The 14,445-nt window shown below is 47.5% G+C and carries 11 protein-coding genes; 4 read left to right on the top strand and 7 right to left on the bottom strand.

Annotation, left to right across the window (positions count from 1 at the left end; genetic code table 11):
* Positions 1 to 7 precede the first annotated feature (7 nt).
* Together NSU15_RS25030 and NSU15_RS25025 are read left to right on the top strand one after the other, a co-directional pair.
* On the top strand, positions 8 to 1,627 hold the full coding sequence (locus tag NSU15_RS25030) for a helix-turn-helix domain-containing protein (RefSeq protein ID WP_339287928.1): 1,620 nt from the start codon (positions 8 to 10) through the stop codon (positions 1,625 to 1,627).
* Between the two features lie 433 nt (positions 1,628 to 2,060).
* Complete coding sequence (locus NSU15_RS25025) at positions 2,061 to 2,273, top strand: hypothetical protein (protein WP_339287927.1); 213 nt, start codon at positions 2,061 to 2,063, stop codon at positions 2,271 to 2,273.
* 88 nt (positions 2,274 to 2,361) lie between these two features.
* Here the strand turns inward: NSU15_RS25025 and NSU15_RS25020 are convergent, their stop codons facing one another.
* A complete protein-coding gene (locus NSU15_RS25020; protein ID WP_156114863.1) occupies positions 2,362 to 2,763 on the bottom strand; it encodes a YheC/YheD family protein in 402 nt (133 codons plus the stop codon).
* Between the two features lie 237 nt (positions 2,764 to 3,000).
* On the opposite strand from NSU15_RS25020, the gene NSU15_RS25015 reads away from it, so the two are divergent.
* A complete protein-coding gene (locus NSU15_RS25015; protein WP_042130783.1) occupies positions 3,001 to 3,393 on the top strand; it encodes a hypothetical protein in 393 nt (130 codons plus the stop codon).
* Positions 3,394 to 3,575: 182 nt separating this feature from the next.
* Here the strand turns inward: NSU15_RS25015 and NSU15_RS25010 are convergent, their stop codons facing one another.
* Positions 3,576 to 4,268, bottom strand: coding sequence for a DUF421 domain-containing protein (locus NSU15_RS25010; RefSeq protein WP_042130781.1), 693 nt, complete (start codon positions 4,266 to 4,268; stop codon positions 3,576 to 3,578).
* Positions 4,269 to 4,901: 633 nt separating this feature from the next.
* On the opposite strand from NSU15_RS25010, the gene NSU15_RS25005 reads away from it, so the two are divergent.
* On the top strand, positions 4,902 to 5,282 hold the full coding sequence (locus tag NSU15_RS25005; protein ID WP_339287925.1) for a hypothetical protein: 381 nt from the start codon (positions 4,902 to 4,904) through the stop codon (positions 5,280 to 5,282).
* 213 nt (positions 5,283 to 5,495) lie between these two features.
* Here NSU15_RS25005 and NSU15_RS25000 read toward each other — a convergent pair whose 3' ends face one another.
* The 5 genes from NSU15_RS25000 to NSU15_RS24980 form a co-directional block, all read right to left on the bottom strand.
* Positions 5,496 to 8,120 (bottom strand): family 16 glycosylhydrolase, encoded by a 2,625-nt coding sequence (locus NSU15_RS25000; RefSeq protein ID WP_339287924.1) that lies wholly within the window; start codon positions 8,118 to 8,120, stop codon positions 5,496 to 5,498.
* A gap of 135 nt (positions 8,121 to 8,255) precedes the next feature.
* Positions 8,256 to 9,827, bottom strand: coding sequence for a response regulator (locus NSU15_RS24995; protein ID WP_339287923.1), 1,572 nt, complete (start codon positions 9,825 to 9,827; stop codon positions 8,256 to 8,258).
* Between the two features lie 3 nt (positions 9,828 to 9,830).
* On the bottom strand, positions 9,831 to 11,675 hold the full coding sequence (locus NSU15_RS24990; protein ID WP_339287922.1) for a histidine kinase: 1,845 nt from the start codon (positions 11,673 to 11,675) through the stop codon (positions 9,831 to 9,833).
* A 148-nt stretch (positions 11,676 to 11,823) separates the two neighbouring features.
* Positions 11,824 to 13,548 (bottom strand): extracellular solute-binding protein, encoded by a 1,725-nt coding sequence (locus tag NSU15_RS24985; protein ID WP_339287921.1) that lies wholly within the window; start codon positions 13,546 to 13,548, stop codon positions 11,824 to 11,826.
* Positions 13,549 to 14,433, bottom strand: a complete 885-nt coding sequence (locus tag NSU15_RS24980; protein WP_042130773.1) for a carbohydrate ABC transporter permease — start codon at positions 14,431 to 14,433, stop codon at positions 13,549 to 13,551.
* Between the last annotated feature and the right edge of the window lie 12 nt (positions 14,434 to 14,445).

Genomic DNA, 14,445 nt, shown 5'->3' with positions numbered 1-14,445 from the left:
AGTTCATATGTACAGAGTTCTAATCGTTGATGACCAATATTTCGCCTTGCTAGGTCTGAAGCAGGGCGTGAATTGGAGCGCGCTGCAGGTGGAGGAGGTCCGGCTGGCGGAGAATGTGGATCAGGCGGTTGCCTGCCTGGAGCAGCAAGCCATAGATTTGCTTATCTGCGATATTGAGATGCCCGGAAGAAGTGGGCTGGAGCTGCTCGCCTGGGTGAAGCAGTATTCTCCCGGCACGCTGACAATTATGCTGACTTGCCATGCCGATTTCGAGTATGCACAGCGCGCTCTTTACCATGGTGCATTCCATTATTTGCTCAAGCCGGTGGACTATGAAGAATTAATGAAGATATCTCATGAGGCGCTCTCAGAAATCAGCAAGCAGAGGGAGCAGCAGCAATTCGAGGCGCTCATCCGCGAGTACCGACAAAAGTGGGAGCATCAGCTTCCCCTGCTGGTAGAAAGGTTCTGGCAGGATATTCTCAGCCAGCGGGCCGCGCCCGTCCTGGAATCGCTCACTATTTCGGCGAATACCTACAATCTGGATCTGCAGCCAGGAGACCGCTACTTTCTCGCTCTGCTCGGCCTGGAGCAATGGAAGGAGAATCTGAGCGCACGGGATGAGACCATCATGGAATATGCGCTACGAAATCTGGCGGAAGAACTGCTGCTGAGCGGGCTGGGAGGGGCTGTGCTGCAGGATCAGGTAGGCCATAACCTGGCAATTGTCTACGTGAGGGGCGACATGAATGCGGTTCGACACACACTGGAGCAGAACTGCCAGACCTTCTTGAACACCTGCGAGCAGCTCCTGCATTGCTCCTTGTCTGTCTATATCAGCCCGGGCGTATTGCTGCACGAGATGATGAGCGCCTACACATACGTCACTGAACGGGAACAGCGGAATCTGAAGCATTCCCGTCAGGTGTTCGGCCCGAATGATCCGGCTTATGATCAACCGCTTGGCACCATGCCTCTGGCCGCTCCAATGCATATCTTCGGGGAGTGGGCGACCATCCTGGAACTGGGCGAGTTGGAGGAGCTGGAGCGCCGGGTGAAGCTGTGGTTCGTGAGTATCGGTGCAGACCGCTGGACCCGTGAGCTGCACCGGCAGCTTGTCCACGGCATTCTTTTCATTCTGCATACTGTACTGGCCAAAAAAGGCTTATCCGCCCACGCCTCTTCCGAGTTGAAATCGCTGATGGACAAGGAGAATTACCCGAAGCATTCCTCCACTTTGCAGAACTGGGCAATAGATTGCCTGAAAGCCGCAATGCAGTTATTGCAGAAAAGCCATAATATGTCCTCGGCCGTGGTCACCAAGATCAGACAATATATCCGCTCCCGGCTGAGTGAAGAGATTACTCGTGATGAATTGGCCGCCTATGTTTATCTGAACCCCGCTTATCTGTCCCGGCTGTTCAAGAAAGAGACTGGACTGTCGATATCGGATGTCATTATTCAGGAACGTCTGCAGAAGGCCAAGCAATTACTGGAGGAAACCGAGCTTAAGATTACCGATATTGCAGAGCAGGTGGGATACACCAGTCTGGGCAGCTTCTCCAACCTGTTTAAACGGGTAGTCGGCGTAACGCCGCAGCAATACCGAGCCCGGAAGAAAAAATAAATACTCCTGCTTGCATTTTCATGCCAGGTTGCACTCGGCATTGAGAGCCGTATTCGAGATCACCATGGGCAACCAACCTGATTAAGGGTTCATGAAATCCTTTTCTATGAATGGCTAACCAAGAGCATTTAACCCATATGGTGAGACACACCGCAAGTAGCAGAAATTTGACAGTCCGACATTCGCTTTTACGGCTACTTTTTTCCTTGTATAGCTGTCGTATCCTTGTGACCATCGGATAAATGTATTTTTTTTCTTGTCCACCTTTATACCTTAATAAAACGATGCAATTGCATTTAATGAATAATATCGATAATAAGGGAGGTTTTGGGGATGGGAAATAGAAAAGCTGGCGGTTATGACCCCGTACAGATCTTTAACTCCACATCGTTTAATGCATTTGGAAAAGTTGAATATGCATCCATCTTATGTAGTGATGGTTCAGCGTGACGAGACTTGGAAAGCTTCTAGCCGTGGAGTCTGTTTGGTGACTAGAATCACTGCAACGGTTAGAACGCCTAGTGGAAATATTCAAGCGGAACCTTATACGTCTTCCGGCACTTCTTACAGCCAGTTTGCCATTATACAGGTAGGGGTAAATAAGTTCCAAGTGACGCGTGTTGTAAGTAACAAAAGACGCAAGTAAAATTGCAAGCGGGGTATTATCAAGGATAGGCACCAAACATGAAAAAACGACAGGCCAAAGATAAGAGGCTGGTCGTCTTTTTTTCGTTTTAATGTTTCTTATACCATAATATTCTGCGGTGCATTGAAGAATCTTTCAGGAGCCGGAATGGGCGTAAGTCCGGTTGATAATTGCCTTCAATGATCCAAATCCGGCAGTTCCTGTCGATGCCTATATCGAACCCGACTTGTCTAAGCTTTGGGTAACGCTCTCCCAGTCGTGCTTTCTTTTCGTTATGAATACGATAGGCGTTTGCACCGTTTCTTTTAGTGAACAGGATATCCCTTCCGTAATTCCCGTTGTGGGGTTTCAATACGACGCTTTGATAGTGAAGCAGCATATTCGTTAATGCGTTCTTCTTAAGCAACTGTGTCTCTGGCAGCCGTCCGGCGAGAGAGGAACCTTTGCGAAGGATGCGATATTGCAACCATTTGTCTCTTTTGATTAACATTAGAATCACAGCCTTTTTCAATCTTCTACGGTAATTCTAAGTCAAATTAGGAATCAGTATAAGTGGATATTCGTCCATATTTATGAGCCGAAGCAGGTGAAAAAGGCTTTTAGGTGGCTAAATTTCATTACTGTTCAGCTTCGGCTGGGCGTGGATTATTTATTGGCATTCGCCCAAACACTCTTTCCGCGAATGCATATGATGATTGTGCCTACTCATTGAAAGGAGCGATCACATATGGGATTTTTTCCAACGCCGGGAAGCGGCCAATTCCCAGGGTTTCCGGGTGGACCAGGAGGACCAGGAGGACCAGGAGGACCGGGTGGACCAGGTGGATTTCCTGGGACTCCGGGACCTCCAGGAGCTGCACCGGGAGGCGTTCAAGCGCCGACGGCACCTCCACCGCAATTCGTACCGCAAATGTCGGCCACTGCATTTGCCATCGACCCTGGTGCGATCAGAGGCTGTCTGTTCCGCAACACATACATTTGGCTGAACAACGGCGAGCAATTCTGGTTCTTCCCGGTATTCGTGGGGCGTAATTCTGTTGCAGGGTTCAGATGGTTCGGTCTCTTCTGGGGGTACTTCGGTATTGATTTGAATCGGATTCGCTCGTTCACCTGCTTCTAAGGCAGACAGCATCGAGAAGGGGACCCTAAATAAGGGGACGTTTTGCGGCGAGGCATGATATGGTACCTAAAGAAGGAACTTTTACTTGCAGAAGTAAAAGCCCTTCTTTTTTTTGGTTGTAGAGGGGCATTTCTAAAGTTGTTGAAGGTCGGACGAACTCAAGTTGTCGCTATCGGGTCTTTTTATGGAATCGAATCCTGGTATTTGTCGATATATAACGATCCGTCCAATTGGAGCTCTGCGTAAAATACTTGATCAAAAGAATGAATGTTGGCTTTCTTTAGTTGCTGGTTGAGCCAGACTTTGGAAACATCTATTTTAGTAAGGTTTTTTTCTACGATTTTACCATCAACGATAAGCTCAGTCGGGATATTGTGAATAGGCATAACGGTTGCTTTTACATCCTTTTTTGTTGCAGGCAGCATTTCTTCTTTTTTTAACACGCTGAGTTGACCGTCAGGTTCCAAAATAGCAACTTCGACATCTGTGGGGGAGAAGACATCCTTGTTCCGAAGCAGCATGCTTAAATCGTCGATGTTGAGGTGCTGCTTAGCCAATGCCTTTTCCAGAATTTTGCCTTGTTTGACGAGAATCGTAGGTTGGCCATCGAGAATCTCACGTGCTCTGACGGAGCGCAATCCGATCCAAGCAACGATGAACGCCAAGAGCGACCATAAGATCAAGCTAGATATTCCTTGCAGCAGCGTGATTTGTCTGTTGACGATAATCTCCGCAGTGGTGGAGCCGAAGGTGATTCCTGTTACATAATTGAAGAACGTTAGATGCCCGACTTGTTTTTTACCGAGCAGACGTGTCAATAAGAGTAGAGCAACGAAAGACGTTGCCGTACGAAATAGAATTTCTCCATATGTCATATGCTGAGCCCCTTGCATAACAGATGGTCTTAAATTAGCCCTTATTTCCATCTCTTATACTTGTTAATTGAAAGGAATCTACTGATCATGAACACGTTATATTACATCAATAGAAACTAACAAGAAAGTATCTAAAATTTATTATTGTTTTATATATCCAAAGAGGCACTGATCGGGAGGACGGAATGCAATTTTAATCAATGTATTATGAGGGGGAATTATTTCTACCGAAGATTGAATTAAATATGACGTTGAACCAATCGATTGTCATTATAACGGACTTGAAGCGGAAACAGCTATTGATGAGTCAATTAGTGGACCATTCTCATTATTATATATTTCGAGCTGGACCTCATTATCTTGGTATGGACGTTTGTCCTAACAGTAGTGTCTGTCATTTTTGTATCAGTGGGGGTTGAAGGACGAGTAAGGGGGCAATAAAGGGACTTTAGCCAGCCTTCGGTGGGTCTTTGGTATGGTCGAAACAAGCGGCCAAATGTGACTATACGACGATTATTTTCCAATTGAGGCTGTGATGTTGTCATGAAGAGGATTGGCGGGTAATAAAGATGATTAGAACTTTCAAATTTGGTTGAATTTGGAGTGGAAGCCAAGGAAACGGAGTGAAGGATCATGGCAGCACTGACAGTAGCAGGCATCCGTCCGTTACAGGCCATTGCGGCCTACGGCGGTACACAGAGTGAGGTCAGTTCCCTGGAAAAACAGCGGAACCGGCTGATGATGGAACTGGATAAAGTGAATGCAGCACAAGGAAGCGAGATGCAGACTCCTTATCGCCGGGAGCAGCTGCAGCGGCAAATCCGGCTGCTGGAGTCCCAACTCGTACAGAAAAGCGGGAGTAGCAGCCCCGTAAATTTTGTACCGGCTTCTCCGCTACAAGATCACCCCTTCCTCTGGCGGAATGAGTGGAAGGGAGGCCTCAAGGGCATCGGTTTGACCGATCCCCGGACGGCGACGGTGAACTCGGAGGGACATTTCGACGCGTTAATTTAGACAAGAGAGCGAAGGTGAGAAAAGCTTCCGGTGATGAACCGGCTTTTTCGCACTTTCTTTTTTTAATAGGCGGCTCATAATCATGAGGCTAGCTAGCCGATCTTCCACCGAGGAGAACAGCATGACAGAAACAACAAAATAGGCGAGAGGGAAGTTCCAACACTTCCTCTTCGCCTATTCGTGTTTATGCATTTTGCCTAGGGTTCATCTAGATTACTCCGGTGTTCCTTGGGTTACCCCATGGATATAGGTGAGTGTCGGAGAATCGACGGCCCCTTGCCCCGGATTATAGGTGAAGGAGTACTCGATAGTATCCCCTTGTTGCAGGTTATTTACAGGGTAGGTATAGTTACCGTTCCCTGCCGGGGTCATGGCTACGTTCAGCTGCCCACCGTTATTTAGCTTATAGTGTAAGTCGGCAAAGGTTGCGCCGTTCACATAGAACAGCAGGTCGTCGCCTATTTTCTTCAAGCCACGCACCTCATCGCCAACAATGATAACACCGGATGATGATGCCGGTACAACAGTGATGGTGGAAGTGGCTGTTTTATTGCCGTTGGCTGTTGTAGCCGTTACGGTTGTCGTGCCCGGAACGATTCCCGTCACGAGACCGTTCGGATTCACGGAAGCGACGTTGGCGTTCGACACGGCCCAAGTGACCTGCTTATTCGTTGCATTAGACGGGGCTACATTGGCGTTCAACTGTACAGTCTGTCCGACTTCCACCTGTGCAGTGGTCTGATTCAGGGTTACACCGGTAACCGGTACGTCGTTACCCGGATTCTGGCTGTTGCCTTCTTTATAGACACGTACATAATCGACCTGCATTGTTGCAGGGATATCGGATGGGTCCGGGGTATGACCGTTGTCAAAATATCCGCCGATCGCCAAATTCATAATGATGTAGAAGGGCTGATCGAATGGGGCATTCGGATTGTTCGGTGCAGCTACGGAATACCATTGATCTCTGCTCACTTTAAAGAAGAACTTTCCATCTACATACCATTTCATATTATCTTCTTCCCAGACCATGGAGTACACATGATAATCATTGGCGAAGGTCTGGCCTTCAGAGAAGTGATACTCACCCGCAATATATCTGTTCACCGGCCATTGACCACCAAAGTGTATGGCGCCGCTGGTCGTGCCAGGCAAGCGTCCTTTGGCTTCCATAATATCAATTTCGCCGGATGCGGCCCATGCACCATAGGCGGAATCTTTCGGAAGCATCCAGAGTGCTGGCCAGACGCCATTACCTGTAGGCAGCTTGGCACGAATGTCTACTCTTCCGTACTGGAAGGACAACTGATCTTTGGTGTTAATTTTACCGGAGGAATATTGTGCATACCGGTTTGGGTCCTGCGGAAAGGATTTGGAATCGTGCAATGCTCGGATGTTTAGCTTTCCGTCCTGTACAAATATATTTTGTGCACTGTCTGTATAGTGCTGAAGTTCCGCGTTGCCCCAACCCCAACTATTGGGATCGTCAGTGATATAATAACCCTGCTCATAGCTCCATTTATTCGTATCGAGCGTGGTTCCGTTAAATTCATCCTGCCAGATGAGATTCATGCCTTCAATGGCTGGGTCGTTTGGTGTTCCGATAGTAATGTCATCATGATCGGATACATCCGGACGCGGGGCATCGGGATTGCCAATAAAGGTGTAGTTGACGTAATTGTTGCCCACATTTCCGCCCGTCTGTCCATTCAATGGATAGCCGATACGAATCTGCACATCCTCTTGTACGGGCTGGAACCAAAGCCCATAGATATAGTCAGCCCAATATCCCCATTGGTTGGCATCGGACATGTTGTTATAGCCGTTACCGGCGTATACAAATCCGCTCTGACTGGAATCACTCATAGCCACCCATTGTCCGTTGATGTTAATCTGGTAAACGTAATTTCCGAGCTCGGTGCCAATAGGTGCTCCCCCATCAATCTTGGGCAGCGGTACACCTATGACGCCTTTCGCATCTGCGGTAAAGGTCGTTCCCTCATAGGGAGTGAGGACGTATGAATTTCTTACAGGTTTATTAAAGGTGAGAGTGTAAATGACGTTAGCTGAAGAGGTCTTCGATTCTAATTTTACATGGATAGACTCCGTTACGGTAAACCAGTAGCCGCCGCCCCCTTCAGTGAATTGTCCGAAGTTGTTATCATAGATCCAGCCGCTGGCTGCGTTATTGTCAATATCAATCCAGGTACTGCTGTTTACAGGTTTTACATATACCTTCAAATCGTCAGCCACTGCTTCATACGTTACCGCCGAATCGTTGTTGAAGGTAGGATAAGTAAAGCCGGCACTACCGGTGAAACCTGCCGTAATCTGTGGCCCTTGTGTAGGCGCCATAGCGGTGATAGTTGTCTTGTTTATGTTCTGAAATACTAGGGTGTAATCCAGTGTTACCCCGTTAGCTTTGGAGTACAGCTGAATTTCAGTGGTTGCGGAGAGCGTGAACCAATAGCCATTCAAGCCGCCGTCACTCCAGTGTCCCCAGTTTTGGTTGTAGGTATAGCCGCCGGCACTGTCTATATCAACCCAACTGCCAGCAACTTTCACTTTTACACCGACATCATCGGAAACATCATTCCAGGTAGCAGAGCCTCCATTGAATGTAGGCATGACGAATCCATAGCTAGCGTGTCCAACCCCTGATTTTGAGATGACAGGTCCGTCTGCCGCTGAAAAGTAAGACATAGAGGTAACTGTGGTTACTGCTGCTTGCACCTTCGAAGTCGGCATTAGACCAACACCAGCCAACAGCACTACCGCTAAGAACAAACTGAATACCTTCTGCTTAAAACCACTCTCCGTATTGTGAATTCGCTTCATACTTGCCCTCCTTTAATAAAATAATAGAAAACGAAACCGCTTTCATTTAGGAACAACTCTATTCTATCGAATATAATAATCAGCTAAAAGGTACAATTATTTTTGTTATAACCCAATTTTTTGGCTTTTGACTATTTATAGCGCTGTGTCCTGGTAATTGTCTTCTCTGTCATGCTTCCGGCGAATCATTTGGCGGTACTCTGTGGGTTGCATGTCCATGACATCCCGGAAGGCACGTGTAAAGCTTTTATAGCTTTCATACCCTACCATGGTGGCTACCTCTACGATTTTATGATCGGTCTCAGCCAGCAGCCGCCGAGCTTTATCCAGGCGCACGTCGCGCAGGTATTCTGCAAAGCCTTTGCCGATATTCTTCTTGAACAGATTAGAAAAATAGGCATAATTAAGCGACACGTGGTTGGATACCATCGCGAGGTCCAGTGGTTTATGATAACTTTCGTGTATAAAACGAATGGCTTCATTCAAATCCTGCGAGTTTCGGTAGCTGCACTTATATTCGTAATAGAATTGGTTCAGCCGAAGCAGCTGTTGTTGCAACGCCTGAATATAATCGCGAATACCCGGATAGTCGAATAGATTACGCAAACATTCGATGTCCAGCGCTTCTTCTCCCATGTATGGGCGGATGACACGTACGTATTCCTCCAGCATTTGCACGATGGCACGGCATAGCTGCTGGGTGTATTGGATGTGATAGCGTTGCAGCGTATCTTTGTGAAATATCATAGAAATACCTTGGGTAATTGCACCGCTATTCTTGCTACCGACTAATTGGAACAGGGCATACAGCTCCTCATAGGGAAGCTCCCACTGCTGTTCCAGCCTTACAATATGCGTAGGTAGAATGCAGCTCTTTTCAGGAAAAAGGTAACTGTGGCGGTAGAGCTCAAGCGCTTGTGTATAGCTGAGGGGCAGTGCCTTCAATCCTTGCTGCGGGCTGGTCATGGCAGTGATGGCATCGATCTGTCCTGTCTTAAGAGCGGACGGAAAGGCGCCCGTATCTACGGACGCATCCACCGCGAGGATCAGATACGGGCGGTGCTGCAGGCATATGCAACCTTGTCTGCCATATACACGATAGGCAATAGATTCCATGCTGTGGCTACTATTAGCCCCCGGTTGGTTAATCCATAGTTCCTCCCGCAGCAGGCATAGGCGGTAATTACTCCATAACTTTAGATTCTGCTGCTGGGTCTGGAGGACCCACGACTCATCGCTCACCGCGCCCTGCATATACATACTCAGTTCTTTGCGGTCGGTCTCTTGAGCACGACGGGAGATATGCTCCATATTGCGCGAGAGCGCCTGCCGGGTTTTTATTTCATGCGCTACATGTTCTACCGCGGTTTGTAAATCTTCACGTTTCACAGGCTTAAGCAGGTAGCCCTTTGCCCCGAGTTCGATGGCTTTTTGAGCATAAGCAAAATCACTGAAGCCGCTAATAATCAGGTATTCCACCTCGATGCGTTCCGCTTTGCTCCGGGCCATCAGTGTTAGCCCATCCATATCAGGCATTCGGATATCGGTAATTACCAGTTGAATGTTGTGCTGACGTAATATTCCCAAGGCCTCGATGCCGTTTACGGCACAGTAAATGTTGTCCAGCTGCAGGGGAAATTGGGGCAGCATGGCCTGAAGTCCATCGCGAATATGCTTTTGATCATCGACAATCAGAATATTGATCATACTCTACCATCCTCCAAGATTCACATTTTCCCAAGGCAAGCGTATGGTCACACAGGTATAGGCACCCTGCACACTGTCAATCCAAAGACCGCAGCCCTTGCCATAATGAAGTTGTATGCGTTTATGCACGTTCTCTAGGCCCAGTCCGTTCTTGCTGGTGACAATCGGCGAATCCATATCGCCTAGTAGCACAGCTTGTAAATTGTACAGCATCTCTGGGTTAACACCTGCACCATCATCTCGTATTTTTATTAGCAGAAGGCTTTCATTCTCTACAGATACGGTAATTTGGATATTTACACTGCCGCCTGAAGGCGCCGCGTGATGAACGGCATTTTCGACGATGGGCTGCATGCACATTTTAGGAATTGTATAACGCAGCACCTCCTGAGGGAGATCAGCCATCAATACAATGTTGCCGCCTTCCATAAAATTTATGAAGCGGATATAGCTGTGTATGTTGGCAAGTTCTTCGCTAAGGGCAACCGTATCGCTGCGCCACTGCATGCTGTAACGCAGTTGGGAACCTAGAGACACCAACGCGTCGGCGATCGCAGGCTGTCGCTGAACCTCCGCGAGCATACGAATAGATTCCAGTGCGTTATATAAAAAATGCGAATTGATCTGCGAATGCAGCGAGTGCAGTTGAGCATTTTTGGCAACCAGTTGCTTATCTACCACCTGAGTCATCAGATGCTTGATCTCGTCTAACATGTTATTGTAGCTGACGGCCACCTCATCAATTTCATCACCGGTTTCGTTCGCACCGAGACCGGTTTCGATTTTTGCATCCAATTGTCCTTGCCGCACCTTACGCATAGAAGCCAGAACCCTGTCCAGCCGCCTGAATATACGCCGGGTAGTATGTGAAACGAGCAGCAGCATCAGGAGCAGTACACATAATGTGATCGCTACAACGAGTAGATACCAGCTCCGCGGACCCTTCATCAGTGCCTGATGAGAGGCAATATCTACGACATAGGCGTTCAAGGGGGCGATGTACCGGTACAATGCGTAGTAAGTATGGTTGCCGACCTCAACCTTAATGGGGCTGGGGCTACTTTGCTGAAGCACATCCAGCTGTTGATGAATGCTGCCCAGAATTTTATCCAAATCCTCCCTGGCATTTTGAGAAAAGAGATGATCAGGATTGTAAACAGAGCGGGAAGGGTTGCTTCCGTCCATCACTACAGAAAAGAAATCTCCCCCGCTATCCTCAAGCAGGTCACTGAAAAAGACGCTATGCTGGGCGCGAATTTCCATAATGGTAGGGAGTTTCTGCTGCTGCCCTTGTAGGCGTACCAGTCGGTAATAAGATAGCGTATGCTCGCCATCCTTAAAAGCAAATAGGCGGAATGCCGCACCACCTTCCTCCCGAAGGGTCACCCAGTAGTCCTGCGGCCAAAACTTGTCATAATGGTAGATTTCAGGCCAAATCTCAAATAGATTTGGATTATCGACATAGAAACTGAGCTCACTGATCATCTCGTGGCTCTGAATAATATTATGCATTTGCTCAAATTGATTTTGTCTAAATTTTACGAGACGCAGGCCATCTCCGCGCATATTGGAGTGAATAAAATCTACAAATGCCTTTTGATTCAGCGCAGTAGAGGAAGCGTTCTCAATAACGCCCATTCTGCTACGCAGCTGTTCGTTAAGCCGTGAGACATGGCTGCTGCCGGTGGCCATAGCGTCCTTGTATAGCTGGCTTTCCTGCATGCGAATAAATAAAAAAGATACTACAATCGCAGGAACGGCAATCATCATGCTAAAGGCCAGAAACAATTTTTTCGAAATGCGTGAATTTCGGTAAAGCCTCTTCATTTTAGTCAGCAGATACTTCATTTAAGCAGCCTCCTACCCTTGTAATATACCATATATTACAAACCGCCTGGTAGGTAACTAGGCTGTTTTTCCAAATGGTTATAACTAGTGAAAAAGGGAATACCGGCCACCATTTCGGTGACCGGCAGCAATCTTTATACGGGGATTATTACTCTGCCATTTTGGATTTTCGCACATCCAGTTCAGCCTGGCGGTATTCCATCACCTTGCCGAAGCTGTAATTCTCGCGGCGGTCAAGGAAGTTTTCAAAGACCTTATCAAAGTCAGCCTCATTCTTGGCCGTAATCAGCTCAGGGAGAACTTCCTCCCAATTTTGAGAAATACGCGACCAGGCTACCGATACATCAGAATCACCCTGTGGATCTAAGCCCTTGTAGATACCGCTATCAATATCAGCCCGTTTATTAGCGAAGTCTTCCATTTGCTTAATGACAGGAGCTTTCTCTGGTCTCCACTGGTTGATGATTACAGGGTTTCGCATCATCCAATAGGTATCCATGATGCCATATTCCTTCTCCATTTTCTCAATATCAGTTTCGAGCAAATTTACCATTTCAGGCTTCAGCTGCGGCTTGCCGTCTACCATTTCCCATGTTTCGCCTTCTTTGCCAAGGAATATATCCCGTTGGCCTTCTTCGCTGGCCAGATAGCTCAAAAAGCGGATGGCCCGTTCAGGATTTTCGGTGGATTTGCTAATCATCGTCACCATCCAGCCGTCCATGTTGCCGGGGAATAGCTTAGGACTGTCGCCCTTGCTGTTCTTTGGCCCATCGACTGCGATGTAATAAGAATCGGGGTTTCCACTTGCAGCCAGCATAGGATTGACAGCCGACATACCAGTCCACTCCCGGACCATCATGAAATAACGTGCGTTGTTCGTTTTTTCCTCTACCTGAGTATCGGAATCCACCAGGAAATCTACATTAATCAGCCCGCGCTCGTAAGCCGTACGGAAGGTTTTCAGCCAGGCGATATAATCGGGATCGGTAATGCGGTCGTATACTTTACCGTCTTTTTCATGCGGAACGGCCAGCAGGTTCTGCAAATATTCGGTCATCCCGTAAGGGACATTCCCTTGTGCAAAGAAGGGGCTGATCGGCTGACCTTTATACTGCGAATATTTATCCTTCAACAATTGCAATGCATTCAGAAAGCCCTCTGGTGTGCTCAGGTCTGGGCTGCCCATCTCCTCATACAGATCCTTCCGCACCAGAAAAGTCTGGTTGGCGGCCGTCATGCCGGTTTCATGCATCAGGTTAGGGCTATATGAATCATTCGGAACACCATAGGTATTACCATTTTCTTGGCGATACCATTTCAGTGTGCCGTCTCCAGCCACCTTGAAGAAGTAGGGATCATACTTATCTGCCAATTCATTCAAGGCATAGACATGATCGCCTTCCCATAGCTTTTTAACAGCCGTTTCCCACGAACCCATCGAGATCAAGTCGGGCAGCTTTCCGGAGGTCATCATCAAAGTAATATGCTCGTTCGCTTCGCCGGAGGGTACTTCTAGCTTGATGTTAACACCTGTTTTTTCCGTTACATACTTGGAGGTCAAGCTTTCTCCCCAGGTGTGGGCATACCAGTTAGCACCAACGAACCAGGTCAGATCCACAGGGCTGGTGTCGAGTTTCCATGCTGGTTCATCGGGATTGAGTGTTGCTTCATTCGGCGGCGGTGATGTACTGTCCGTCGGTTGTGGTGTTGGTTTGTTATTGGCTGAATTGTTGCTACATGCGGCCATGCCTAGCGTCAGAATTATAGCCAGAACGAGGGTCAAACCTGGCTTAATGAGATTGCGTTTCATGACATAATCATCCTTTCTCTGCTGCTTCTGAATTTTTGGATACCCGTTTCTATACGCATACACTTATCCCTTAATGGCGCCAATCATCACACCTTTGACCAGATAGCGCTGGATAAAGGGGTAGACTACTAGAATTGGCAGTGTGGCTACCATCATGGATGCAAATTTGATAGAGTTGCCAGGCAACCTAGCGCCGAATTGTGCCATAGCTTGCTGCTGCATGAAAGACATGGAGTTCTCTGCAATAATTTTGTACAACATGGTCTGCAGTGGCAGTAATTCCTGCGAGCGGATGTAGATAACGCCCTGGTAATAATCATTCCAATGATAAACGGCTGAAAAAAGCGATATGGTTGCAATGACAGCCATACTGTTGGGCAATACAATTCTGAACAAGACGCCATAGTCTGAAGCGCCGTCTACCTTCGCAGATTCCTCCAGGCTGTCAGGAATGGTGCGGAAGAAGCTCATAAAAATGACCATATTAAAAAAAGTGTACATGGAAGGAATAATAAATACCCAAAAATTATCATATAAGCCCAGCTTTGTCATCAGAATAAACGTAGGGATTAGACCGCCTGAGAACAGCATTGTAATCAATGCAATTTTGAGATACACTTTGCGGCCGATTAGATTAGACTTGCTCATTCCATAAGCTATAACGGCGGTAAAGAATACATGGATCGCTGTCCCAAGTACCGTGCGCAGGGTGGTGATGTAAAAACCGTTCATCATCGTCTTATCATTGAACACAACACTATAGCTGGCCAGCGATAATTCTTTGGGAAACCAATTGACGGTGCCCAGTGATGCTTGCTGCGGCGCATTAAGTGAGTTAATAAATACAAACCACATCGGGTACAGTGTTAAAAAACAAACCGCCAGCATCAGCAGGGTATTGCAGACCTCAAATACTCCGATTTGCCGAAACCTCTTGCGTCTTTCCATACCTCTGTCCTC

It is taken from the genome of Paenibacillus sp. FSL E2-0201 (assembly GCF_037963325.1).
Taxonomy (GTDB): Bacteria; Bacillota; Bacilli; order Paenibacillales; family Paenibacillaceae; genus Paenibacillus_AQ.
Note: the sequence above shows the minus strand (reverse complement) of the source record. Positions and strands in the feature narration are given on the sequence as shown.